This is a genomic window from Streptosporangium sp. NPDC002607, assembly GCF_053592655.1.
The window spans coordinates 24,788-46,759 of sequence record NZ_JBSFWD010000062.1 but is presented as its reverse complement, the minus strand read 5'-3'; the positions used below and the strand labels follow the sequence as shown (position 1 = coordinate 46,759).

The 21,972-nt window shown below is 69.8% G+C and carries 24 protein-coding genes and 2 tRNA genes; 11 read left to right on the top strand and 15 right to left on the bottom strand.

All coding sequences use genetic code 11. The annotated features are described in order from the left end of the window. Nucleotides 1-788 precede the first annotated feature (788 nt). The 3 genes from ACWD3H_RS40935 to ACWD3H_RS40925 are packed head-to-tail and all read left to right on the top strand — an operon-like array spanning nt 789 to nt 4,112. The gene (locus ACWD3H_RS40935) at nt 789-2,174 is read left to right on the top strand and encodes a selenium-binding protein SBP56-related protein (RefSeq protein ID WP_451958854.1); all 1,386 of its coding nucleotides are present in this window, start codon (nt 789-791) and stop codon (nt 2,172-2,174) included. Nucleotides 2,175-2,185: 11 nt separating this feature from the next. After that, nucleotides 2,186-2,812 (top strand): hypothetical protein, encoded by a 627-nt coding sequence (locus ACWD3H_RS40930; protein ID WP_355567350.1) that lies wholly within the window; start codon nt 2,186-2,188, stop codon nt 2,810-2,812. A gap of 40 nt (nt 2,813-2,852) precedes the next feature. After that, on the top strand, nt 2,853-4,112 hold the full coding sequence (locus tag ACWD3H_RS40925; protein WP_451958853.1) for a serpin family protein: 1,260 nt from the start codon (nt 2,853-2,855) through the stop codon (nt 4,110-4,112). Between the two features lie 33 nt (nt 4,113-4,145). Here ACWD3H_RS40925 and ACWD3H_RS40920 read toward each other — a convergent pair whose 3' ends face one another. Together ACWD3H_RS40920 and ACWD3H_RS40915 are read right to left on the bottom strand one after the other, a co-directional pair. Then, nucleotides 4,146-4,937: an SDR family oxidoreductase gene (locus tag ACWD3H_RS40920; RefSeq protein ID WP_451958852.1), complete on the bottom strand. Its 792-nt coding sequence runs from the start codon at nt 4,935-4,937 to the stop codon at nt 4,146-4,148. 61 nt (nt 4,938-4,998) lie between these two features. Then, the gene (locus tag ACWD3H_RS40915; protein ID WP_451958851.1) at nt 4,999-5,739 is read right to left on the bottom strand and encodes an SAM-dependent methyltransferase; all 741 of its coding nucleotides are present in this window, start codon (nt 5,737-5,739) and stop codon (nt 4,999-5,001) included. A 107-nt stretch (nt 5,740-5,846) separates the two neighbouring features. Between ACWD3H_RS40915 and ACWD3H_RS40910 the strand changes: the two genes are divergently transcribed. Next, complete coding sequence (locus ACWD3H_RS40910; RefSeq protein ID WP_451958850.1) at nt 5,847-6,242, top strand: MerR family transcriptional regulator; 396 nt, start codon at nt 5,847-5,849, stop codon at nt 6,240-6,242. A 36-nt stretch (nt 6,243-6,278) separates the two neighbouring features. Then, nucleotides 6,279-6,668: a GyrI-like domain-containing protein gene (locus ACWD3H_RS40905; protein ID WP_451958856.1), complete on the top strand. Its 390-nt coding sequence runs from the start codon at nt 6,279-6,281 to the stop codon at nt 6,666-6,668. Here the strand turns inward: ACWD3H_RS40905 and ACWD3H_RS40900 are convergent. After that, entirely contained in the window at nt 6,652-7,089 is a 438-nt protein-coding gene (locus ACWD3H_RS40900; protein ID WP_451958849.1) for an SRPBCC family protein, read from the bottom strand. The genes ACWD3H_RS40905 and ACWD3H_RS40900 overlap by 17 nt on opposite strands. 242 nt (nt 7,090-7,331) lie before the next feature. Then, nucleotides 7,332-8,249: a diacylglycerol/lipid kinase family protein gene (locus ACWD3H_RS40895; RefSeq protein ID WP_451958848.1), complete on the bottom strand. Its 918-nt coding sequence runs from the start codon at nt 8,247-8,249 to the stop codon at nt 7,332-7,334. Between the two features lie 166 nt (nt 8,250-8,415). Here ACWD3H_RS40895 and ACWD3H_RS40890 point away from each other — a divergent pair, with 166 nt between their 5' ends. Next, entirely contained in the window at nt 8,416-8,913 is a 498-nt protein-coding gene (locus tag ACWD3H_RS40890) for a hypothetical protein (protein ID WP_350928917.1), read from the top strand. Nucleotides 8,914-9,164: 251 nt separating this feature from the next. Here the strand turns inward: ACWD3H_RS40890 and ACWD3H_RS40885 are convergent. After that, nucleotides 9,165-9,237 (bottom strand) — tRNA-Ala (locus ACWD3H_RS40885). A gap of 19 nt (nt 9,238-9,256) precedes the next feature. Further along, nucleotides 9,257-10,687, bottom strand: a complete 1,431-nt coding sequence (locus ACWD3H_RS40880; protein ID WP_451958847.1) for an MFS transporter — start codon at nt 10,685-10,687, stop codon at nt 9,257-9,259. A 109-nt stretch (nt 10,688-10,796) separates the two neighbouring features. Between ACWD3H_RS40880 and ACWD3H_RS40875 the strand changes: the two genes are divergently transcribed. Together ACWD3H_RS40875 and ACWD3H_RS40870 are read left to right on the top strand one after the other, a co-directional pair. Further along, nucleotides 10,797-11,693: an RNA polymerase sigma-70 factor gene (locus tag ACWD3H_RS40875; protein WP_451958846.1), complete on the top strand. Its 897-nt coding sequence runs from the start codon at nt 10,797-10,799 to the stop codon at nt 11,691-11,693. A 48-nt stretch (nt 11,694-11,741) separates the two neighbouring features. After that, nucleotides 11,742-12,923, top strand: coding sequence for a phytoene desaturase family protein (locus ACWD3H_RS40870; RefSeq protein WP_451958845.1), 1,182 nt, complete (start codon nt 11,742-11,744; stop codon nt 12,921-12,923). A 63-nt stretch (nt 12,924-12,986) separates the two neighbouring features. On the opposite strand, the gene ACWD3H_RS40865 is transcribed toward ACWD3H_RS40870, so the two are convergent. From ACWD3H_RS40865 to ACWD3H_RS40850, 4 genes are all read right to left on the bottom strand, one after another. Beyond that, complete coding sequence (locus ACWD3H_RS40865; RefSeq protein WP_355562644.1) at nt 12,987-14,216, bottom strand: CynX/NimT family MFS transporter; 1,230 nt, start codon at nt 14,214-14,216, stop codon at nt 12,987-12,989. Nucleotides 14,217-14,527: 311 nt separating this feature from the next. Continuing rightward, nucleotides 14,528-15,175, bottom strand: coding sequence for an SRPBCC family protein (locus ACWD3H_RS40860; protein WP_355562642.1), 648 nt, complete (start codon nt 15,173-15,175; stop codon nt 14,528-14,530). A gap of 66 nt (nt 15,176-15,241) precedes the next feature. Then, the gene (locus ACWD3H_RS40855) at nt 15,242-15,622 is read right to left on the bottom strand and encodes a hypothetical protein (protein ID WP_451958844.1); all 381 of its coding nucleotides are present in this window, start codon (nt 15,620-15,622) and stop codon (nt 15,242-15,244) included. Next, nucleotides 15,619-15,981, bottom strand: a complete 363-nt coding sequence (locus ACWD3H_RS40850) for a hypothetical protein (RefSeq protein WP_350928873.1) — start codon at nt 15,979-15,981, stop codon at nt 15,619-15,621. Before ACWD3H_RS40850 ends, ACWD3H_RS40855 begins: the two co-directional genes overlap by 4 nt. A gap of 86 nt (nt 15,982-16,067) precedes the next feature. Here ACWD3H_RS40850 and ACWD3H_RS40845 point away from each other — a divergent pair, with 86 nt between their 5' ends. Further along, the gene (locus tag ACWD3H_RS40845) at nt 16,068-16,565 is read left to right on the top strand and encodes a DUF523 domain-containing protein (RefSeq protein WP_355562635.1); all 498 of its coding nucleotides are present in this window, start codon (nt 16,068-16,070) and stop codon (nt 16,563-16,565) included. On the opposite strand, the gene ACWD3H_RS40840 is transcribed toward ACWD3H_RS40845, so the two are convergent. Beyond that, nucleotides 16,562-17,212 carry a hypothetical protein gene (locus ACWD3H_RS40840; protein ID WP_451958843.1) on the bottom strand — a complete coding sequence of 217 codons (651 nt, stop codon included), beginning with the start codon at nt 17,210-17,212 and terminating at the stop codon, nt 16,562-16,564. The genes ACWD3H_RS40845 and ACWD3H_RS40840 overlap by 4 nt on opposite strands. 50 nt (nt 17,213-17,262) lie before the next feature. On the opposite strand from ACWD3H_RS40840, the gene ACWD3H_RS40835 reads away from it, so the two are divergent. Both ACWD3H_RS40835 and ACWD3H_RS40830 read left to right on the top strand, forming a co-directional pair. Beyond that, nucleotides 17,263-17,940: a response regulator transcription factor gene (locus ACWD3H_RS40835; protein WP_451958842.1), complete on the top strand. Its 678-nt coding sequence runs from the start codon at nt 17,263-17,265 to the stop codon at nt 17,938-17,940. Beyond that, complete coding sequence (locus ACWD3H_RS40830; protein ID WP_451958841.1) at nt 17,937-19,277, top strand: sensor histidine kinase; 1,341 nt, start codon at nt 17,937-17,939, stop codon at nt 19,275-19,277. Before ACWD3H_RS40835 ends, ACWD3H_RS40830 begins: the two co-directional genes overlap by 4 nt. Before the next feature lie 436 nt (nt 19,278-19,713). Here the strand turns inward: ACWD3H_RS40830 and ACWD3H_RS40825 are convergent. The 4 genes from ACWD3H_RS40825 to nadD all read right to left on the bottom strand — a co-directional run bounded on the left by ACWD3H_RS40825 (nt 19,714) and on the right by nadD (nt 21,931). Continuing rightward, a tRNA-Ala gene (locus ACWD3H_RS40825) sits at nt 19,714-19,786 on the bottom strand. Between the two features lie 124 nt (nt 19,787-19,910). Next, complete coding sequence (locus ACWD3H_RS40820; protein ID WP_355562626.1) at nt 19,911-20,543, bottom strand: histidine phosphatase family protein; 633 nt, start codon at nt 20,541-20,543, stop codon at nt 19,911-19,913. Beyond that, complete coding sequence (gene rsfS, locus ACWD3H_RS40815; protein ID WP_030924760.1) at nt 20,540-20,947, bottom strand: ribosome silencing factor; 408 nt, start codon at nt 20,945-20,947, stop codon at nt 20,540-20,542. Before rsfS ends, ACWD3H_RS40820 begins: the two co-directional genes overlap by 4 nt. A gap of 312 nt (nt 20,948-21,259) precedes the next feature. Continuing rightward, nucleotides 21,260-21,931 carry a nicotinate-nucleotide adenylyltransferase gene (gene nadD / locus ACWD3H_RS40810; protein ID WP_350928860.1) on the bottom strand — a complete coding sequence of 224 codons (672 nt, stop codon included), beginning with the start codon at nt 21,929-21,931 and terminating at the stop codon, nt 21,260-21,262. Between the last annotated feature and the right edge of the window lie 41 nt (nt 21,932-21,972).

The window sequence follows — 21,972 nt, the reverse complement described above, 5'->3', positions numbered from 1 at the left end:
CGCAGGACCACAAGGACCCGCAGGCGCCGATGGCGCACCCGGACCGGTAGGCGCCGACGGCGCACCCGGACCCGAGGGACCCGCAGGACCCGCAGGCGCTGACGGCGCACCCGGACCCGAAGGACCCGCAGGACCACAAGGACCCGCAGGCGCCGATGGCGCACCCGGACCGGTAGGCGCCGACGGCGCACCCGGACCCGAGGGACCCGCAGGACCCGCAGGACCGGAAGGACCCGCAGGACCACAAGGTCCGGAAGGACCGCAAGGTCCCGAAGGGCCGCAAGGACCGCCCGGACCGCCCGGATCGGGAACTTTGAGCACCCCGACGACCAAGCCACCGGTTATCAGGACGCCGATCATCACCGCCCCGGTCATCTGGACTCCCATGCATGTCTGCTCTCCCGTGAAAATCTGCTGAGGTTTTCCGGAGAGCTCAGGGAACAGGTCGATTGACACCTCCCGGCCCAGCGGTTCACTCCGTAGGTCCCTAGGACCAGGAAAGTGGCATTCGGGAACGGCTGTGCCGGGCAGGTGGCCGTCGACTGACAGACAGAACTGACAGACAGCGAGGTACGGGGCATCATCGCCCCGTACCTCGCTGTCTGTCCGACCCCTGCCGGAAGTTCTCACGCCCGCGGGGCCGTCTCCTCTTCCGCAGGCCCGTGAATCGACACCGCCGGGCGTCGCAGCCCTCCACCCCGACTACGCGATATGCCCCCTGGACAGCGGGAAGTTTTCCTACAAAATTAGTTGGGTATCGGTTCCGGCTACGAGTCCAGGAGTTCGCTGTGCCGCTCATCCAGCCTGACCCCACCTTCTACCCGTCCGCCCGCGAGGCCATGCTGGCCCCTCCGGAGGAACTCGCCTACGTCGCCCTCCTCGACGCGGCCGGCAACGGCCGGCCCGATGGGCTCGCCACGATCGACCTCTCGGACGGATCGATCATCGATGTGCACGACATGTCCGTCCCCGGCGACGAGCTCCATCACTTCGGCTGGAACGTGTGCAGCGCGGCCCTGTGCCCGTACGCGCCGCACCCGCACGTGGAAAGGCGCTACCTGGTCCTCCCCGGCCTGAGGTCCAGCCGGATCTACATCTTCGACGTCAAGGACGACCCCCGGCATCCCAAGCTCGTCAAGACGATCGAACCGGAGACGGTCTTCAAGAAGACCGGCTACAGCCGCCCGCACACCGTCCACTGCGGCACGGACGCCATCTATGTCAGCGCGCTCGGCAACGTGGACGGCGACGCGCCCGGCGGGGTGTTCACTCTCGACCACGACACCTTCGAGCCAAAGGGCCGCTGGGAGTCCGACCGGGGGTCACAGCGGCTGCACTACGACTTCTGGTGGCACCTCGGGCACGACACGATGATCACCAGCGAGTGGGGGACGCCCAACCAGATCGAGCCGGGCCCCTCGCTGGAGCTGCTGGTCGGCCGGCAGTACGGCCACAAGTTGCACGTCTGGGACCTGGCCAAGCGCAGGCATCTCCAGGAGATCGATCTGGGTGACCAGCATCAGATGGCCCTGGAGCTCCGGCCCGCCCACGACCCGACCAAGACCCACGGCTTCGTCAACACGGTGATCAACGTCGAGGACCTGTCGGCCAACATCTTCACGTGGTACCTGGAGGACGGCCTCTGGAAGGCCCGCAAGACGATCACAATTCCAGCCGAGCCCGCCGACCCCGACCTGCTGCCCGAACCGCTCAAGCAGTTCGGCGCGGTACCGCCGCTGGTCAGCGACATCTCCCTGACCCTCGACGACCGGATCCTGCTCGTCTCGGCCTGGGGCACCGGTGAGCTCAAGGCGTACGACGTCTCCGACCCGTTCGCCCCGCGCGAGACCGGCTCTGTCCGAATCGGCGGGATCGTCCGGCGCGACGCCCACCCTGCCGCCCCTGACCGGGCGCTGAACGGGGGGCCCCAGATGGTCGAGGCCAGCAGGGACGGGCGGCGGGTCTACTTCACCAACTCGCTCTACCGGTCCTGGGACGACGTCTTCTACCCCGACGGCATCTCCGGCTGGATGGCGAAGGTGGACATCGCCGACGACGGTTCGATCGCCCTCGACCCCGGTTTCTTCGTCGACTTCGCCGCCGACGGCCGCCGTGCGCACCAGATCCGCCTGCAGGGCGGCGACTCCTCCTCCGACTCCTACTGCTTCCCCTAAAGGCCCGCCCGATGGATCTGACGTCCCTGCTCGTCCTGGCCGGGCTCGGCGCCTTCCACGGCCTGAACCCGGCCATGGGCTGGCTCTTCGCGGTCGCGCTCGGCCTGCAGGAGCGCTCGCGCGACGGAGTCCTCCGGGCGCTGCCGCCCATCGTGTTCGGCCACGCGGGATCGGTGCTGATCACGCTCGGGCTGGTGTCCGCGGCACGGCTCGCCGCCCCGCCGAAAGCGATCTCGTACGGTGTGGCGGCCCTGGTGTGCGCCTTCGGCCTCTGGCGGCTGCTCAGACGGCGCCACCCCCGCTGGGTCGGCATGAGGGTGACGAGGTGGCAGCTGGCCGGATGGTCGTTCCTGATGGCCACCGCACACGGAGCGGGCCTGATGGTGCTCCCGGTCACCCTGCGCGGCGGGCATGAGGGACACGGAGGGCATGGGGGCCATGACGCCACCGCACTGGCCTCGCAGAGCCTGCTGGCGACCGGGGTGCACACGCTGGCCATGCTGGTGACGGCCACTGTCCTGGCCCTGGTCGTCTACGAACGGCTGGGGGTGGCGGTGCTCCGCAAGGCGTGGTTCAACCTCGACCTCGCCTGGGCCGTCGCCCTCATCGGGGCGGGCGCCTTCGCCGCACTCACCTGACGTCACCCGCCGCACCGAGGGTGAACCACCGTGCGGCGGCATGCGTGTTAGAAGCATGCGCCGACTGTTTCCCGCCCTGCTGGCCGTCGCCGTCCTGTCATCGTGCGCCATGGCCGAGCCCAACGTGATCACCGCTGAGGGGGTGCGGCGGGAGATCCCGGAGAACCCTCCGGTCGCGGAGACCGTACGTGGTCTGACGTCCTTCGGACATGCCCTGTTCGCCGCGACCGCGAGCCCCGGGGCCAACGCCGTCCTGTCGCCCCTGAGCATCGGTTACGCCTTCGGCCTGGCGAGGGCGGGGGCGGTCGCGGACACCGCGACCGAGCTCGACGGGGTCTTCGGTTTCCCCTCAGCAGGACCGCATACCTCGCTCAACGCGCTCACCAGGCAGATCATCACGACCGAGGACCCGCCACCCCATCCTGCCCCGGGTGCGGAGCGGGATGCCCGGGACACCCCCGCCCCTGCGATCGTGGGCATGGCCAACGGGCTGTTCACCCAGGAAGGGCTGAGCGTCAGGGCGGAGTTCCTGCGTACGCTCGCGGCACAGTACGGCACGGGTGTGCACCAGGTGGACTTCACCGGGGATGGCGCCAAGGTCATCGACGCCTGGGCCGAGGAGCGGACAGCCGGGCGGATCAGGAAGGTGTTCGACAACCTGAGCCCACAGGCCAGGCTGGTCATCGCCAACGCCGTATACCTCAGGGCCGAGTGGACGACGCCGTTCATCGAACCGCCCGAGGAAGGCGCCTCCTTCACCCGCGCGGACGGCACGACCGTGCGTACGGCCCTGATGCGCCGCGACGGCGGCCTCCCGTACGCGGCGGGGCCCGGCTGGCAGGCCGTGGAGTTGCGGTACGCCGGCGGTGACCTGGCCATGTGGGTTCTCGTACCGCAGGCGGGCGGTTCTCCCGGCGATCTGCTCTCCCCCGCCGTGATGGCACGGGTGGCCACCGGGCTCAGGGAACGGCCGGTGAGGCTCGCCATGCCACGCTGGGACTTCTCCACGAGCCTGGACCTGGCGGAGCCGCTCGGGAGGCTGGGACTGCGGGAGACCGACTATTCGGGCATCACCGACGGCGCCTCTCTTGAGCAGGCCGTCCACCGCGCCAACATCACGGTGAACGAGTGGGGCACCGAGGCCGCCGCCGTCACCGGCCTCGCCTTCGCCGTATCGGCCCCGGCCACGCCCGAGGCCGAGGTCCGCGCCGACCACCCGTTCGCCTTCGCGATCGTTCACCGGCCGACGCTGACCCCGCTGTTCATCGGCCAGGTCGGCGATCCGGCCGCCATGAGCTGAGCCGGCACGGACGGTCAGGCCGGACCCCGGCGATCACGCCCGCAACGAGTCGACGAAATGCGCCATTCCGATCAGCCAGCGGTCGGGGTCCTCGGCCTTGCGCCGGACGAAGCCGGCGACCTCGGGGTGCGGGAAGATATGGAACCGCTCGGCGGCGAGGCCCTCGACCACCGCGTCGGCCACGGCCTCAGGGTCGAGGACGGGTCCCGACGCGTCCGCCGCCCTCGCGCTGAGATGGTCCGCGGCGACGCCGCGCTCGAACATGGCGGTGCGCACGCTCTGCGGGCAGAGCACGCTGACCCTGACGCCCCTGGTCGCGTAGTGGATGGACACCCACTCGGCGAAGGAGATCGCCGCCGACTTGGTCACGGCGTAGGGGGCGTCTCCGGGGCAGCTCACCAGCCCGGCCGCCGAACAGGTGTTGAGCAGGTAGCCCTCACCGCGCTCGACCATCCCGGGTACGACCGCGCGTGCCGCGTAGACGTGGGCGAGGACGTTCACCGCGATCGTCCGGGTCCAGTCCGGGTTCGTGGCGTCGAGCCCACGGCCGGTGGTGACGCCGGCGTTGGAACAGAACAGGCCGACCGGGCCGAAGGCACTCTCGGCGGTGGTGACCAGGCCTCGTACATCCTCCTCGACCGACACATCAGCCCGTACCGCGACCGCCCGGTCACCGATCTCCCTGGCCACCGCGGTCGCACCCGCCGCGTCGATGTCGGCCACGACCACGCCGGCCGCCCCTTCGGCGGCGAACCTGCGGACCATCGCCCGGCCGATCCCGCTCGAGGCCCCGGTCACCACCACGACCTTGTCCCGCACCCGCATGCAAGCTCCCTCGAACCGACCAGCCGGTCTCTGGGAACCTATTCCTACCCGCCAGTAGCCGTCAACGACGGCGCAGCACGAAGACACCCCAGCCGAGGTGTCGCCTGCCGTACTCGACATGCGAGCGGCGGCCGCGCTCCAAAAAGCCGCGCACTCCCTCGACGTCGGGATCGTCGGGATTGTCACGCAGCCAGTCACTCAGCGTCCACCACTGGCTCGCCACGTAACGGTCCCAGCTGTCCTGGTCGGCGAGGACCATCTCCAGCACCTCGACCCCTGCCGCCTCGAACCTGTCGAAGGTCCCCGCCAGCGAGGTGAAGTCGTCCGGTCCGAACCCGAACGACTCGTATGCCGCCGCGGGCGGCTCGGAGTTCCAGTACGGCTCGCCGACGAGCAGGATCCCGTCCTCCTTCAGCGAGGGGAGCATCAGCTTGACCGTCCCCTCCAGCCCGTTGCCGATCCAGGTCGCCCCCAGGCAGGACACGACGTCGAACGCCCCCGGCTCCGCCGGGTAGGCTCCGGCGTCCCCCTTCTCCAGGCGTACGCGATCGGCGACCCCGAGTTCCCTGGCCCTGGCACGCGCCGCATCGAGGAAGACGTCGCTGATGTCGACCCCGACCCCCTCGATCCCGTGGGCGAGAGACCACTGGCAGAGCATCTCCGCCTTGCCGCAGCACAGGTCGAGCAGGCGGATTCCCTGCCGGAGCCTGGCGACCTCGCCGAGCAGCGCCAGCTTGTCGTTCGTGAACGGGTTGAGGATGCGGTGACCGCCCTCGGCGATCTCGTGAAAACGCAGTGACATGACCACCATGCTTCCCCGGTGGGGAACGGCCGGACAACCGGTTATCCGCAGGGGGCGGATCTGAGGTTGCGGCTGACACGGTGTCAGCCCCTATACCTGAAGGCACCATGTTCAGCATAGGAGAGTTCGCCCAGCTCGGCCGCGTGTCGGTGCGCATGTTGCGCCACTACGACGCGATCGGCCTACTTCAGCCCGCCCATGTCGACCCGGCCGGTCACCGCTTCTACCGGGCCGACCAGCTGTCACGGCTCAACCGCGTCATCGCCCTGAAGGACCTCGGCTTCACCCTGCACCAGGTCGGTTCGATCCTGGATGAGCGGGTCGACGCCGCAGAGCTTCACGGGATGCTGCGGTTGCGCCGCGCGGAACTGGAGGAGCGGATCGCGGCGGACGCGGCGCGGCTGATCCGGGTGGAAGTAAGGCTCACGACAATCGCCAAGGAAGGTCACATGCATCCCGAAGAGGTTCTGCTCAAGCCGATCCCCGCGACCCGCGTGGCGTAGCTCACCGCCGTCGCGGCGAGCTACGACGCCGAGGACATCGGCCCCGTCATCCAGCCGCTCTTCGACGACCTGTGCCGGAGGATCGAGACCGCCGGAGTGAGGATCACCGGTTATGGCATCGCCCGCTACGAGCCGGAGGCCGACGGCCGGGTGACCGTGCACGCCGGGTTGGAGGTCTCCGCGGAGACGGGCGGCGACTACGACTTCGCGATCGTGGACCTGCCGGAGATCGAGTCGGCCGCCACCATCATTCACCGCGGCTCGATGGAGCAGACGGGCCCGACGTTCCAGACGCTGGCCCACTGGATCGACGAGCACGGCTACCGGGGTGTCGGACTCGCGCGGGAGGTCTCCATCGACTGCCCACCCGACGACCATGACAGCTGGGTGACCGAGTTGCAGATGACGGTCACGCGCGCGCGATGACCAGGTCGCCGAGGCGGCGGAGGTCCTGCTGGAGCTTGTGCCTGAGCGCGCGTCTGACAAAGGGGACACGCAGGCGCTGCAGGCCGCGGAGCCTGATCCTGAAGTGAACGGTCACCAGACATCGGCCGCCGTCCAGCGGCACGACCGACCTGCCGCCCTCGGCGTCGATCCCCGAGATCATCCGCCAGGCGAACTCCGTCCCGGGAACCACCGAGGTCACCACGCTGCCGGTGTGGTGGACACGGCCCTTGAAAGTGATGGATTCGTCCGTGGTGGTACCCGGGACGACGAGGCCCGGCGGGTCCGGCGCCATGGTGGTCACACCCGCCCGCCATCGGGGATCCTGGCCGAAGTCGGCGATGATCCGCCATATCTCGGCCGCCGGACGCGCTATCTCGATCGACACGTTCAGCTCGATCACAGCCCGTACACGATCCCTGTCGGACGCTCTGACCTCGCCCGCGAGCGAGCACCGAAACGGACCCGCCTGGGGCGGCCGGGGCCGTCGACCTCCGTCCAATGACTACTGGTCATTGCCGCTCTTTTCCATAAAGCGATTTAGTCGACAAACCATACCGAATCTGCATTTGTTATGAATGTTGACTAAAAGGGAGAATCAGCGGCAACCTGACAGAGCTGTCCCCGGTCCACGGTGGCCGGGGATCACAGCTGCTCGGAGCCGGTGGACTCGGGGACGCGGATGGTGATGCCGCCGGGCACGACCTTGGCCTTGAGCTTGGTGACGGCCCCCTTGGCGCCACCGTCCAGCTCGTAGGTCATGGGAGAGCCGAATCTGGCGGTGATCTTGCGTGCCCGGGTCATCCGGACGAACGGCGACTCCTCGGACCGCCCCGTGCTCATCCGGCCGAGCACCCGGGCCCACTGGATCGGCCCCTTCGCGGTGGTCACGCCGATCTCCAGCCATCCGTCGTCGGGACGCGCGTCGTCGAACGCCTCGATGCCGCCGGTGATGGTACCGACGTTGCCCAGCAGCAGGCAGCTGGCCTCGCCCTCGAACCACGTCACCCCGTCGATCCTGACCTCCATCGGCACGAGTTCCCCACGGACGTGGCGCAGTCCCGTCCAGACGTACGCCACACGCCCCAGGCGGTCCTTCAACCCCCGGTCGGTCTCCTCCATCATCGCCGCGTCGAAGCCGACCCCGGCCATGACGGCGAAGTGCTCCCCGTTGACCTTCCCCAGGTCCAGCTTCCGGCTCTCACCGTGGAACGCGACGTGCACGGCCTTGGGCAGGTCCTCGGGGATGCCCAGGTTCTGCGCGAAGAGGTTGGCCGTTCCCGCGGGGAGGATGCCGACCGTGACGCCCGAGCCCGCGATCGCGTCCACGCAGCGCTGCACCATGCCGTCACCGCCCCACACCAGGATCAGGTCGGCCCCCTCCTTCAGCGCCTTCCGCGCCTTCTTCGGCGCCTTCTTGCTCTTGGGCACCTCGTACCAGAGCAGCTCGCCGACTCCCTCGTCGGCGAGGAGCCTGCGCAGTTCGTCCAGCCCTCCGCCGAATGACTTCCGCTGGTGAGCGATCACCGCGACCGTGCCGATCCTCTGCTTCCGGGGCAGCATCTGACCTCCTGTAGCACCGTGCCGGATACGGTGACGGCTGCCCTCGCCCCGGAGCGGCAAACGTCGCGTGCGCCCAGCTCGTATCTGGTTTCCGCGCCTCCCGGCTGCTCGTCCTGTTCGGTCAATCGGTGATCAACAGGTGCTGGAAGTCACTATCGTCACAACCATGGAGCAACTAGCGTTCACCTCGACCACCCTGGTCAACTTCAAGGACAGGACCTACCGCTGGGTGGACGTGAAGCACTTCCGTATCACCCCCGGACAGGACGACGAACCGCTGCTCACCGCGCTGCTCTCGCACCAGCTGTACCGGGACGACTATCTGGGCTCCGACTCCTGGAAGGGCGACGGGTCGGTGCACGGCCCCTACCGCCTCGACGCGCTCTCGGCCGCCTCCTTCGAGGACGTCGACGCGGAAACCGCCTCCGCCACGATCCGCACCTGGGCCGGCAGGTACACCGATCTCCCCGAGACCGTCGCCCACGACCTGGAGACCGAGGTCTACCGGCTGATCCGCGCGGCCACCTCCCGCTATCGCCTCCGCGACCTCGACGAGGCGGCCCGCGACGACGACCTGGGATGGATCCTCGGCGAGTTCCACGAGCTGGTCCTGATCGACCGGAACGAGGGCTCCCTGGCCGTCATCGTCGCCTCCGACGACTGACCCCGCCCCCCACCAGCAGAGCGTCGACCGCTGAACACGGATACCTATTCCCAGGCTTCGCCTTCTCGCCCTACGACGAGCCTGGCCCTACCAGCCGCGCCCACGGCCCACCAACAATACGGAGACCGCACAACGCGCGGCACTTCCCCGAGCGAAGCGAAGGGCCCGGGGGTCGTCCCCCCGTGTGAACGACGAAGGGGCCCGCCGGAAGCAGACCTCCGTCTGCGAACAGCGAGCCCCAGCCACCGAAGTGGAGCTATGGGGATTCGAACCCCAGACCTCCTCCATGCCATGGAGGCGCGCTACCAGCTGCGCCATAGCCCCTTGCGATGCAGATGAAATCTTAACCGACTTCAGACACCCCTCGCGCCATCATTCCGGACACGAGCGCGATGGCCGCCGCCCCCAGGGCGCTCACGGTGATGATCCCGAAGGAGATCACGTAGGCGTCCCGGGATGGGATGGCGGTGCCGGCGACGGTGATGGAGGTGAGGAGCGCGGCGGTCGCGGCGCCGGAGAGGCTGCCGCCGATGGAGCGGACCAGGGAGTTGATACCGCTGGCGATGCCGCTCTGGTCCCTGGGCACGTGCTGCACGGCGAGCGCGCCCAGCGCCGCGTAGGCGACGCCGAAGCCCAGCCCCTGCACCGCGTTGGCCCCGACCAGCTGGAGCACCGAGTCGTTGAAGAGGGTGAACCAGCCGAATCCGATCGCGCACAGGCCCGCGCCGAGAGCGAGGGAGTAGGCGGGGCCGAACCAGGCCGAGAGACGGCCGGCCATGAAGGAGGAGAGCAGCATGGTCACGGTGCTGGGCAGGGCGTAGAGACCGACGTCGAGGACAGATCCCCCGAAACCGTACCCGGCGGACGGGGGCGTCTGGATGAAGCTGGAGATCAGGGCGAAGGAGCCGAACATGGCGAAGCCCAGGAGCAGCGAGGCCAGGTTGGCCGGGAGGGAACGGCGGCCGACGAGCAGGTGGAGCCGTACCATCGGCGCCCGGAGCCGCAGCTGGCTGAAGACCCAGACGGCACCGAATCCGCCCGCGCCCGCGAACAACCGCAGGACGGCTCCCGAACCCCAGCCCCAGTCGTTGCCCTTGGAGATCGCCAGCAGCAGGCAGACGAGCCAGGCGGACAGCAGTGCCGCGCCGATGAGGTCAGGGCGGCCCCCGGCACCGGTTCCGCCGCCGGGGGCACTCAGCACGATGAGAACGATCACGATCACGCCGAGCCCCGCGGTGATCCAGAAGACCGGGTGGTGGCTGGGGGTGCGGTCGGCGATCAGGCCGGTGACGATCATGCCGAGGCTGCCGCCGACGCCCATGGTGGCGCTGACCACCCCGATGGCCGTCATGACCCTGTCGGGCGGGAAGGTGTCCTTGATCATGCCGATGGCCAGCGGTACCAGCGCCGCCGACGCGCCCTGCAGGGCCCGTCCGGCGATCAGTACGGGAAGGGAACCGGACAGGGCGCAGACCAACGAGCCCAGGACGAGCAGGCCGACCGTGAACAGGATCATCCGCTTCTTGCCGTACATGTCGCCGAGGCGCGACAGCAGCGGCGTGGCCACCGCGGCGGCGAGCAGTGAGGCGGTGAAGACCCAGGTGACCTCGGCCACCGACACGCCGAAGGTGGCCATCAGCCGGGGCAGCAGCGGGATGACCACGGTCTGCTGGACGGAGACGACCATCCCTGCCGCGGAGAGCGCCACCAGGGTCAACCAGAGATGTCTGCCCTGCTGCGCGGCGCCCGGTTCGGCGACGATCGTTCCCGTCACTGCACACTCCTTCGCTGCCGACTTCTGCTCTCGCATGGTAAGGCGCGGCAGTAAACAGCCGTTTACCGGGCTATGTCACACCGGAGGGCCGTGATACGTCTATGCCCCTATGGCCGTTGAGCGTTTCGAAGGACACCGCGACCTGCTGACCGGGGTCGCCTACCGGATCCTGGGCAGCGTGACCGACGCCGAAGACGTGGTCCAGGAGGCGTGGCTGCGCTGGTCGGGGGTGGACGCCTCCCAGGTGCGGGACGACCGCGCCTACCTGGTCAGGGTGGTGACACGGCTCTCCATCGACCGGCTCCGGCGGGTGCGGGCCCAGCGGGAGTCCTACGTCGGGCCGTGGTTGCCGGAACTGGTCGTCACCCCGGATGTGGCCGAGCACGCCGAACTGGCCGACTCGGTCGAGTTGGCGCTGCTCGTGGTGCTGGAGACCCTGTCCCCGCTGGAACGTGCGGTGTTCGTGCTGCGGGAGGCGTTCGACATGCCGTACGCGGAGATCGGCGAGGTGATCGGGCGCAGCGAGGCGACGACCCGGCAACTGGCCCGGCGCGGCAGGGAGCACGTCCAGGAGGGCAGACCGAGGTTCGAGGTGGACCGGGGGCTGCGGCGCAGGCTCACCGAGCGGTTCGCCGCGGCGGCCGTGACCGGAGACCTGGAGGCGCTGACCACGCTGCTCGCCGAGGACGCGTCGCTGGTCAGCGATGGCGGCGGCAAGGTCAAGGCCCCGCTGCGGGTCATCAGGGGCGCGGGCAGGGTGGCGCGCTTCCTGTCCTCGATCGGATCCGAGACGGGCGCGCGGAGATTCATGGAGAGCCTGGGCGCCGAGTCGTTCCCCGGCTTCGAGGTGGAGGTCGCGGAGGTGAACGGCGGGCCCGCCGCGGTGGTGAGCGTGAGCGGGCAGCCGATCACGGTGTTCTCGCTGGTCGTCGAGGACGGACTGATCAGGACCGTCTTCCTGGTGGCGAACCCGGAGAAGCTCTCCCGGCTGAGGGGATCGCGGTGATGTCACGAACGGCGCCCCGCGCTCCGTCGTGAGGGCATGACACCAAACATGCGAGACATCAGCATCGTCGGCGGCGGGCTCGCCGGGCTCACCGCGGCCATCGCGTGCGCCGAGGGCGGCGCGCGGGTCACCCTCCACGAGGCCCACCGGGAGCCGGGCGGCCGGGCCCGCAGCACCGCGGCCCCGTACATCGCCAACGACGGTCCCCACGTTTTCTACTCCGACGGCGAGCCATGGCGCTGGCTGGCGAGAAGAGGGCTGGTCGGGCCGTACACCAAGCCCACGCCCGGCAAGCTCGCGAAGGGCAGGTTCCGGCACGGCGGCCGGCTGTCCGCCATGCCACCCTGGTCACTGCTGCGGGCGTGCACCAAGCGGCGACTGCGGGCCCCGGTGGACGAGGAGTTCAGGACCTGGGCCACCCGGCACTTCGGTGAGGAGGCCATGCGGGCTCTCGCCGGACTGGTCGGTGTGATCACCTACGACGCCGACGCCGGACGGCTGTCGGCGGCGTTCGTCTGGGAGCGAGTGCTGCGGGCGACCGCGCCGAGGTATCCGGCACCGCGCTACGTCGTCGGCGGCTGGGGGCGGGTGATCGAGCGGATGGCCGTGCACGCGCGCGGTCTGGGCGTGCGGATCGAGACCGGCTCGCGGGTGGACCGCCTGCCCGAGGACACCCCCGTGATCGTGGCGACCTCACTGGACGCCGCCAGGACGCTGCTCGGCGACGGGCCGCTGCGCTGGGAGAGCGGGAAGGCCGTCCTGCTCGACCTCGGCCTCCATGTGAGCGGCGACGACCTCTTCCTCGTCTCCGACCTGGACGAGGGCGGCTTCATGGAGCAGTACGGCCTGGCGGACCCCTCGCTCGCCACCAACGGGCAGACCCTCTGCCAGCTACAGATGCCGGTCAGAGCGGGTGAGACGAAGGCCGAGGCGGTGTCCAGGGCGGAGCGGGTGGCAGATCTCGGGCTTCCCGGCTGGCGGGAGCGGACGACCTGGCGGCGGGAGGCCACCTGCAACGGCCGCACCGGAGCGCTGGACCTGCCGGGGACCACCTGGCGGGACCGGCCCGCGATCGACCGGGGGGACGGCGTCTGGCTGGTCGGTGACTCGGTGGCGGCCCCCGGCCTGCTCAGCGAGGTCTCCTCGCACAGCGCTCTGATCGCGGCGGAATCCGCCCTGCGGGCCATCCGGCGAGCGGGCCACCGGGAGCCGCACTCGTCGATCGCCTGACGGCTGCGCCGACGCGGCCTGTGCCGCCCCCGAGAGGGCACAGGCCGCGTCGGCGAGGGAGGGTCAGCGCGCCAGAGCCCGCTCGTCCTCCAGGTAACCCGGCCGCCCGGCGTACCAGCCGGCCACGAACTGCACCGCGACCACCCCGAGCAGCAGCAGGAACGGCAGCGTCCAGCCGCCGGTCGACTCGTGCGTGAAGCCGATGACCAGGGGTCCGGCGCCCGCGATGAGATATCCGGTGCTCTGCCCGAAGGCCGACAGCGCGGCTGTCGCCTCGGGGGTGCGGGTGCGCATGGCGAGCATGGTGAGCGCGAGCGGGAAGGACCCCATCCCGATGCCGACCAGGCTCGCGAAGAGCCACGCCAGGCCGACGGGCGCGAGCCAGAGGCCGAGAAAGCCGGCGACGTAGAAGACCACGAAGGCGGCGACCACGGGCCGCTGGTCGGAGAACTTCGACGCCACCCAGGGCACGAGGAGCGAGACCGGGATACCGATCGCGGTGAAGACGCCCAGCACCAGACCCGCCTGCCCGCTGCTGTAGCCACCATCGATGAGGATCTTCGGCAGGAAGCCGAACATGATGTAGGCGACCATGCTCTGGGTGCCGAAGTAGGCGGCGACCGCCCAGGCCAGCCTGCTGCGGAGCAGGGCACGAGCACTCGTTCCCTCGCCCGCGCCGCGCCGCTCCGGCTCACTGCGCGCGAGCGCAAGCCACGGAATGGCGGCGACGGCGGCGAGCGCCCCCCACACCCCGAGGGCAACGTGCCAGTTGCCGTCGGTGGCCTGCTGGATGGGCACGGTCGCGGCGGCCGCGAGCATCGTGCCCACCGCGAGGGCCGTGGTGTAGACGGTGGTCATGGTCCCGGCCCTGCCGGGGAAGTGGCGCTTGATCAGGCTGGGGATGAGCACGTTGCCCACCGCTCCGCCCGACAGCGCCAGGGCACTGCTGTAGAGGAACACCTCGGCCGAGTCCACCATCGAGCGGATGAGCAGGCCGGCGCCCAGGACGATGAGGGAGAAGAGCAGGAGGCGGTGCTCGCCGACCTTCCTGGCCAGCGCCGGGGTCAGCGCGCCGACCGAGGCGAAGATGAGCACGGGGAGCGTGGTGAGCAGCCCGACTCCGAGGGCGGTCATGCCGAGGCCGGAGGTTATCTGGTCGAGAACCGGCCCGACGCTCGTGACGGCGGTGCGCAGGTTCAGCGCCGCGAGAACGATTCCCAGCACGAGCAACCAGGCGAGAGATCCTGTCGTTCCACCGGTGCGGCCCCTGGTCTGATGGGTTAGCACGCTCATGCTGGTTTCAGTCCTCCTCAGTGGTTTCATCCAATCGTAGGATGATTGGCTGACCACAACTTTAACAGGACTGAAACCTCTGTTTGTTCCTGACCGACGTGTCGGGGTGGAGGTGATCGAAAACTGCTGACAATGTGAAAGCCGGGCCACGCATCCCTTTACAGGGCGTGACCCGGCTCTCTCGCGCACCGGCGTGTCCCCGACTCCGATGCCGAAGAACCCGGACGGTCAGGGCACCGGACATCTGGGGCCGCACCGGGCGAGCCTGCGATCCGGGCGGACATCAGGCGGTCATCCCGGACCCGCGAGCGTCAGATGCGTGGCCCCGGGGTGAGCGGCGGCTCCTCGCCGAGCCGGCGGCCGGCCGGCGGCAGCGGCTCACCGCCGGGAGGCGGAAGCGCGGACTCCGGCGGGTAACCCTGGCCCACGGTGCGCGGAGGTGCGGGCTCGTCAGAGCCGTAGCCACCTGTCGTGCCGGTGCCGCCGACCCGGGCGCCGTGCTCGTGCGGTCCCGGCACATCCCCGCGCCAGGCGCCGGTCTCGCCACCGCGCGACTCGATGAAGGTCTTGAAACGCTCCAGGTCACCGCGGACCCGCAGGCGGACGATCTGCAGCCAGTCGCCGACGGTCTCGACGAACCCCTCGGGGTCGTACTCCATCTGGAGCGTGACCCGGGTGGTGTCCGGACCGAGGTGGTGGAAGGTCACCACACCGGCCTGGTGCGGCCGCTCGACCGATCTCCAGGCCACCCGCTCGTCGGGGTGCTGCTCGGTTATCTCCGCCTGGAACTCCCGGCGGACCCCCGCGATCTCGACGACCCACGCGGTACGCGTGTCGCTGAGTTGCTTGATCGACTCCACGCCTTCCATGAATTCGGGAAAGCTCTCGAACTGGGTCCACTGGTTGTACGCGGTCCGGATCGGGACGTTGACGTCGACTGACTGTTCAATCGAGCTCATGACCGTGCCTCCCTTGTGGTTCGGTCGGTTCGGGAGGCAGACCTGCCCGGTGCGGGCCGGACCTAACTAGCGGCGCCGCAGAAGCCAGTAAAGCCCCAGGACTGGCAGCACAAACGGGATGAAGAGATATCCGCTTCCATAACCCGACCAGACTGTGGCACGCGGGAACGCCTCTGGGTAGACCATGCTGAGCGTGCCGACGATGAGCACCCCGGCCAGCTCGATCCCGCAGGCGACCAGCGCCAGGGTCCGGTTCCCCCTGGCCAGCGCGACGGTGAGCACGATGTAGACGGCGGCGGCGAACGCCGACAGCCAGTAGGCCAGCGGGGCCTCCTGCAGGCGCGTCGCGATCTGCACCGCGGCGCGGGCCCCCGCGGCCAGGGCGAACACCCCGTAGACCGCCACCAGCGCGCGGCCGGGTCCGCTGCCGATCGCCGGCTCGCTCACGGCATCCCCTGCCAGACCTGGAGCAGCCGCCCGACCATGCCGGGAATCGCGAAGCCCGCCACCGCGACCACCGCGGGCCCCCAGCGTGAGCGCTCGCCGATCCCCCAGAAGGCCGCCACCGGCGGGATCACCACGCTGCCCGCCAGGTAGCCGATGAGCGTGGCCGAGCTCGCCGGCCCCTCGCCCCGCACCATCGCGGCGATCACGAACCCGGCCTGGACCAGCAGTCCGACCTCCAGCACCCCGAGCGCGACGAGAAGCACGGTGCCCATCGCTCTGTTCCGCATGGTGGTCAGGAGGCTGACCAGGCCGACCGCCAGGGAGAACAGGATCAGGCCGGTCGCGAGCGGGCCGATCATCGAGACCGCAGGGGATCGAAAAGCATGAGCAGTAGGGTACTGCCCGCCCCCCTCACCCCCTCCTTCACGGCGCCTATTCTGAGACCGTGGAAAGGATCCTGGTCAGCGCCTGCCTGATGGGGCGGAAGGTCCGTTACGACGGGGCCGCCAAGACGAGCGGCGACGCACTGCTGGCCGCGTGGCGGCGCCAGGGGAGGCTCGTTCCGTTCTGCCCGGAGGTCGAGGGCGGCCTGCCCGTCCCGCGCCCCGCCGCGGAGATCGAGGGCGGCGCCGGAGGCGCGGCGGTGCTCTCCGGGACGGCCCGGGTGCTGACCACCGGGGGTGCCGACGTCACGGCCGCCTTCCTCGCCGGCGCTCAGGCGGCGCTCGCCGTCGCCAGGTCCTTCGACGTGAAGGTGGCGATCCTGAAGGAGGGCAGCCCCTCCTGCGGCAGCCTGACCGTCTACGACGGCACCTTCGCCGGCCGGCGCGTCCCCGGTCACGGAGTCACCTCGGCCCTGCTCGAACTGCACGGCATCGCGGTCTTCGGCGAGGATCGCATCACCGAGGCCGCCGCACGACTGCGCGAGATCGGCGAACCCTAGTATTCCCACAGGTCTGTACGGCTCTCCCCGCCGATGCAGAAGACCGCAGAGCCGTGCTCTCCCTTGACCAGGTCGACCCGGATCCACCCGGTGGCCGAGGCGACCTTGGCCTCGTAGCCCGCGTTGGGGGCCGCGGCGATCAGACGGCACACACCGTTCTCGATGGCGAACGAGACCGAACCGCCCTTGACGTTCACCACGCGCAGGTTCTCGGTCGAGATCGACCTGGTCCTGGTGGCCGCCGGCTTGGGCGCGGTGGGCGACGGCGCACCGGATCCGGACGGCGAGGAGGACGGCGCCGACCGGGAGAGCCCGGCGTCCCGCGTGCGCACCGGCGTGGCCGTCCTCGACGGGGAACGGGCCGGCTGAGATCCGGTGGTATCCCGCGTGGGCGGGATGAGACGGGGCGCCGGGGTACGGACGGGTTCCGAGGAGGCCGTCGGCACGCCGATGATCTGCGGTCCCGTCGGCGCCCCCAGCGGGAGCCGCGAGTCTCCGGTGCGGCCGATGGCGGCGTTGAGGGGCTCGATGCTCGCGTCCTCGAAGACCTCGCTGCGGAGCACGTCGCGGACGCCGAACCAGGCGACCGAGATCGCCAGGACGGTGGCTCCGCACCACACCGCTATGAACCCCAGCGTTTGCCGCATGTCACGGATTATTACGTTACATGTCCCACTATTCACTACCGTTACACGACATGGCGACAGTTCTGGTGGTCGAAGATGACGAGTACGTACGGTCCGCGATCATTCAGGAACTCAGCAGGCGCCAGCACGTCGTGCGCAGCGCGGGACGTGCCCTCGACGCCCTGAGGGAGATCACCCAGAACCCCCCGGACGCGGTGGTCCTCGACCTCGGGCTACCCGATCTGGACGGGGCGGAGGCTCTCAAGATGGTCCGCAGCGTATCCAGTGTCCCCGTCATCATCGCCACGGCCAGGGACAACGAAGCGGAGATCGTCCGTCTGCTCCAGGCGGGGGCCGACGACTATCTGGTGAAGCCGTTCTCCGGCGACCACCTGAACGCCCGCCTGGACGCCGTGTTGCGCCGGGCGCGGAGCGCGACCCCGCCACCGCTACTGTGCGTCGGCGCGCTGTCGGTGGACCTGAACCGGCGCGAGGCCCACCTGGACGGCGCCCCTCTCACCCTCACCAGACGCGAGTTCGACCTCCTCGCCTACCTCGCCGCCCGCGCCGACCGGGTGGTCTCCCGCAAGGAGTTGCTCACCGAGGTGTGGCAGCAGTCCTACGGCGACGACCAGACGATCGACGTCCACCTGTCGTGGCTGCGGCGCAAACTCGGCGAGAGCGCGTCCTCCCCCCGCTACCTGCACACCGTACGCGGCGTGGGGGTCATGTTGATCACACCGTCGTGAGACGGACCCTGGCCCTGCTCACCGTCGCCGGGACCTCGATGGTCGCCCTGGCCTTCCTGATCCCGCTCGGGCTCATCGTCAGGGAGATCGCCTACGGCCGGGCCATGGCCGAGGCCGAACGGCAGGCGTCGGCTCTGGTCCCGGTGCTGGCCATCACCGTCGAGGAGACCCGGCTCACCCACGCGCTGCTCAGCACGGGCGCGCAGGACCGGATCGCGGTCCACCTGCCCGGCGGCGGCTCGGCCGGCACCGTCAGGGCCCCCGCCGAGACCGTGGCCGCCGCCTCCCGGCTGACCAGGGCCATCACCGCGGAGATGGACACCGGCTACCTCCTGCTGCGCCCGGTCGCCCTGGAGGGCGGGCGGACCGTGGTCATTGAGATCTTCATCCCCTCGGACGACCTCACCCGGGGCGTCGCCGCGTCGTGGGCCGTGCTGAGCGGGGTGGCGACGGTGCTCGTCGCCGGCTCCCTGCTGGTCGGCGACCGGCTGGGCGTCCGGGTGGTGCGTTCGGCCCGGCGCCTGGGCAGGGCGGCGAGCGCGCTGGGCGCCGGAGATCTCAGCGTCCGCATCGAGCCGGAGGGCCCACCCGAGCTGGTCGCGGCCGGTGAGGCGTTCAACAGCATGGCCGACCGCGTGGTCCAGCTCCTGGCCGCCGAGCGGGAGATGGCCGCCGACCTGTCGCACCGCCTGCGCACACCCCTCACCGCGCTCCGGCTCAGCCTGGACCACCTGGGGCCCGAGGCCGAACAGAGCAGGAGCGCGCTGGGCCGCCTGGAAGCGGAGGTGGACCAGATCATCGCGGCGGCCAGGCAACCCTCCCTGGCGCCGGAGCTCGTCCACTGTGACGCCGCCGAGGTGCTGCGCGAGCGGCTGACCTTCTGGTCCGCCCTGGCCGAGGACCAGCAGCGCGCCTGGGAGTTGATCGGCGCCTCGACCCCCACGCGGGTTCCGGTCGCGGCAGGAGAGCTCAGCGCCGTGCTGGACGCCCTGCTCGGCAACATCTTCCGGCACACCCCCGAGGGCACGGCGTTCACGGTGACCCTGCACCAGGGCTCGGGCACCGTCGGCATGCTGATCGCCGACACCGGTCCCGGGATCCCCGACCCGGAGGCGGCGCTGCGGCGCGGGAGCAGCGGCGCGGGATCCACCGGGTTGGGCCTGGACATCGCCCGCCGGCTCGCCGAGTCCACCGGCGGCACGCTACGGATCGACGCCTCCTCCCTCGGCGGCGCCAGGGTCCAGCTCTGGTTCCGCACCGACCGGCACGATCGGCCTCCGCGCATCACCCGGCGCCTGGTCCGCGGCCGCTGGTCCCGCGGGAACGCACCGCGTTGAACAGCCCGCTGAAGGTCACCGTCATGCTTGGCGGGGAGACCATCAGAGGTTGCGCGATAGGCGCGTTTCTTCCCTTTTGTGGGTCCCGCGCCGGAAACGGGCAAGGCTTGGCCGTCGCCCGCCTCGTTCGAGGGAGGTGAGAAGCCGCTTCCCTCGGGGAGCGGAGAAGTCAGACATTGGTTAGATCGCACGTAAGCACGCCTTAAGAGCAGCTAAAGCACGCTGTTTCGCCATTCCGGCTGCACGATCATGAAGGAGCGCGGAAGGGATCGCGTACGCCACCCACGTCCGTGATCCCCCGCGCGTCTCACCGGGCCGGCCTCACGTTCAGACGGAGGGCGCGCGGCCGGCCCGGCAAGACGCGCCGGGATCCGCGGCCAGAAACGGAAGCCGCCTCTGCCCTGCACGAAAGCGCAGGTCAGAGGCGGTTCAACTGTGGAGCTATGGGGATTCGAACCCCAGACCTCCTCCATGCCATGGAGGCGCGCTACCAGCTGCGCCATAGCCCCTTGTCACCGCTTCGAGTGCTCTCGTCGCGGCGCTTGGGAAGCATATAAGGACACCGACATGTTCACCTAATCGACGGCCACACGGCCCGCGCCCGCCACCGGGGCGCAAGCCGCACCGGCGAGGTCACTCCTGGGTGGCCTCGGGGCTGTCGTCGCTGCTGACCGGCTCGGGGAGGGTTCCGGCGTTGTGCTCCAGCAGGCGCCAGCCCTTGCGCGACTCCTCCAGCACCGACCAGGAACAGTTTCCCAGGCCGCCCAGGGCGGGCCAGAGCTCCTGCGGCAGGTTCATGAGCTTGGCGATGCCGAGCCGGATCGCCGCCCCGTGGGAGGCGACGACGAGCAGGCCGTCGGAGTCGACCTGCGCGGCCCAGCGGCGCACCGCCGAAGCCACCCTGTCGGCGACGTCACCGACCTCCTCGCCGCCCGGCGCCTCCCAGGCCGCGAACTCCCTGGGCCAACCCGCGGAGATCTCCTCCCGGGTGAGCCCTTCCCACTGCCCGCCGCCCCGCTCTCGCAGATCCTTGTCGACCATGACGTTCAGGCCGGTGACGCGGGCCAGTGCCGAGGCCGTGTCGAAGGCCCGTTGGAGGTCGGAGGAGACGATCATGCTCGGGCGGAGCGCGGCGAGCAGCGAGGCCGCACGGGTCGCCTGCGCGATCCCGGTCTCGTCAAGCGGGATGTCGCTGTGGCCCTGGAAGCGGTGTTCGACGTTCCACAGCGTCTGACCATGTCTGAGACAGACGACGCGACGGCTCACTCAGCTACCGCCCCGCGGGCGCGCTGGGCGGCGACCTGGGTCACGCTGTCCGGCAGCGCGATGGAGGGGCAGTCCTTCCACAGGCGCTCGAGCGCGTAGAAGGTGCGGTCTTCCTCGTGCTGGACGTGCACGACGATGTCGATGTAGTCCAGCAGGACCCAGCGGCCCTCGCGCTCGCCCTCGCGGCGGACGGGCTTGGCGTCGGCCTCGATCCGCAGCCGATCCTCGATCTCGTCGACGATGGCGCGGACCTGGCGGTCGTTGGTGGCGGAGCAGAGCACGAACGCGTCGGTGATGACGAGCTGGTCGCTCACGTCATAGGCGAGGATGTCATCGGCCAGCTTGTCCGCCGCCGCCTCGGCGGCGAGCCTGACGAGCTGGATGGATCTGTCGGTTGCTGTCACGGTGTGGGTCAGTCCTCCTGCTAGTCGGCGCTGTCACCTATCAGGGTGCCCGATTCGGCGCTCGTTGAAGAGCCACCGTTTGAACAACGCCTATCGTGGGCCGCCCGATTCCGTACCGCAAACGGATTGGCGGTCTGATCGGGGGCGTACCGCGCGGTCGGGGCCGCGCCTGCCGATCTCGGGTGGGACGGGCAGGTGCCCGGGTCATTCGGCGATCAAGCCGGTTGAGCTGTGGACACCCGTCCCACGCAAACTTCTCGAATCATAGCGAAACACGTTCTGACTTGCGCCATTTCCGCAGATCATCGCGATTCACAGATTCTCTTCCGGCCTGCCCTGCCCCAACCGCCGGGGACGATCCCCCTCAGATGACGCCTTGCCGTAGAGGCCACGCTTGTTGATGTACTGGACGATGCCGTCGGGCACGAGGTACCAGATGGGCTCCCCGGCGGCCACCCGCTCGCGGCACTCCGACGACGAGATGGCCAGCGCCGGGATCTCCACCAGGCTGACCTTCCCCTCGGGAAGGCCGGGGTCGTGCAGGACGTGGCCGGGCCTGGTGGCGCCCACGAAGTGCGCGATGGTGAACAGCTCGTCGACGTCGCGCCAGCTCAGGATCTGGGCCAGGGCATCGGCGCCGGTGATGAAGTAGAGATCGACGTCGGGCCCCCAGGCAGAGGAGATCTCCCGGAGCGTGTCGATGGTGAAGGTCGGCCCCGGGCGGTCGATGTCGACGCGGCTCACCGAGAAGCGAGGGTTGGACGCGGTCGCGATGACCGTCATGAGATACCGGTCCTCCGCGGCGGAGACGGTCCTGTCGGCTTTCTGCCAGGGCTGTCCCGTCGGCACGAAGACCACCTCGTCGAGGTCGAAGTGGTGGGCGACCTCACTGGCCGCGACCAGGTGACCATGGTGGATCGGATCAAAGGTCCCGCCCATGACGCCCAGGCGCCGCTTCCCCCGACCGGTAGGCGCGTTCATCATGAAACGGACCATACGCGCAAGCCGTACAGAGCTTTTAATCA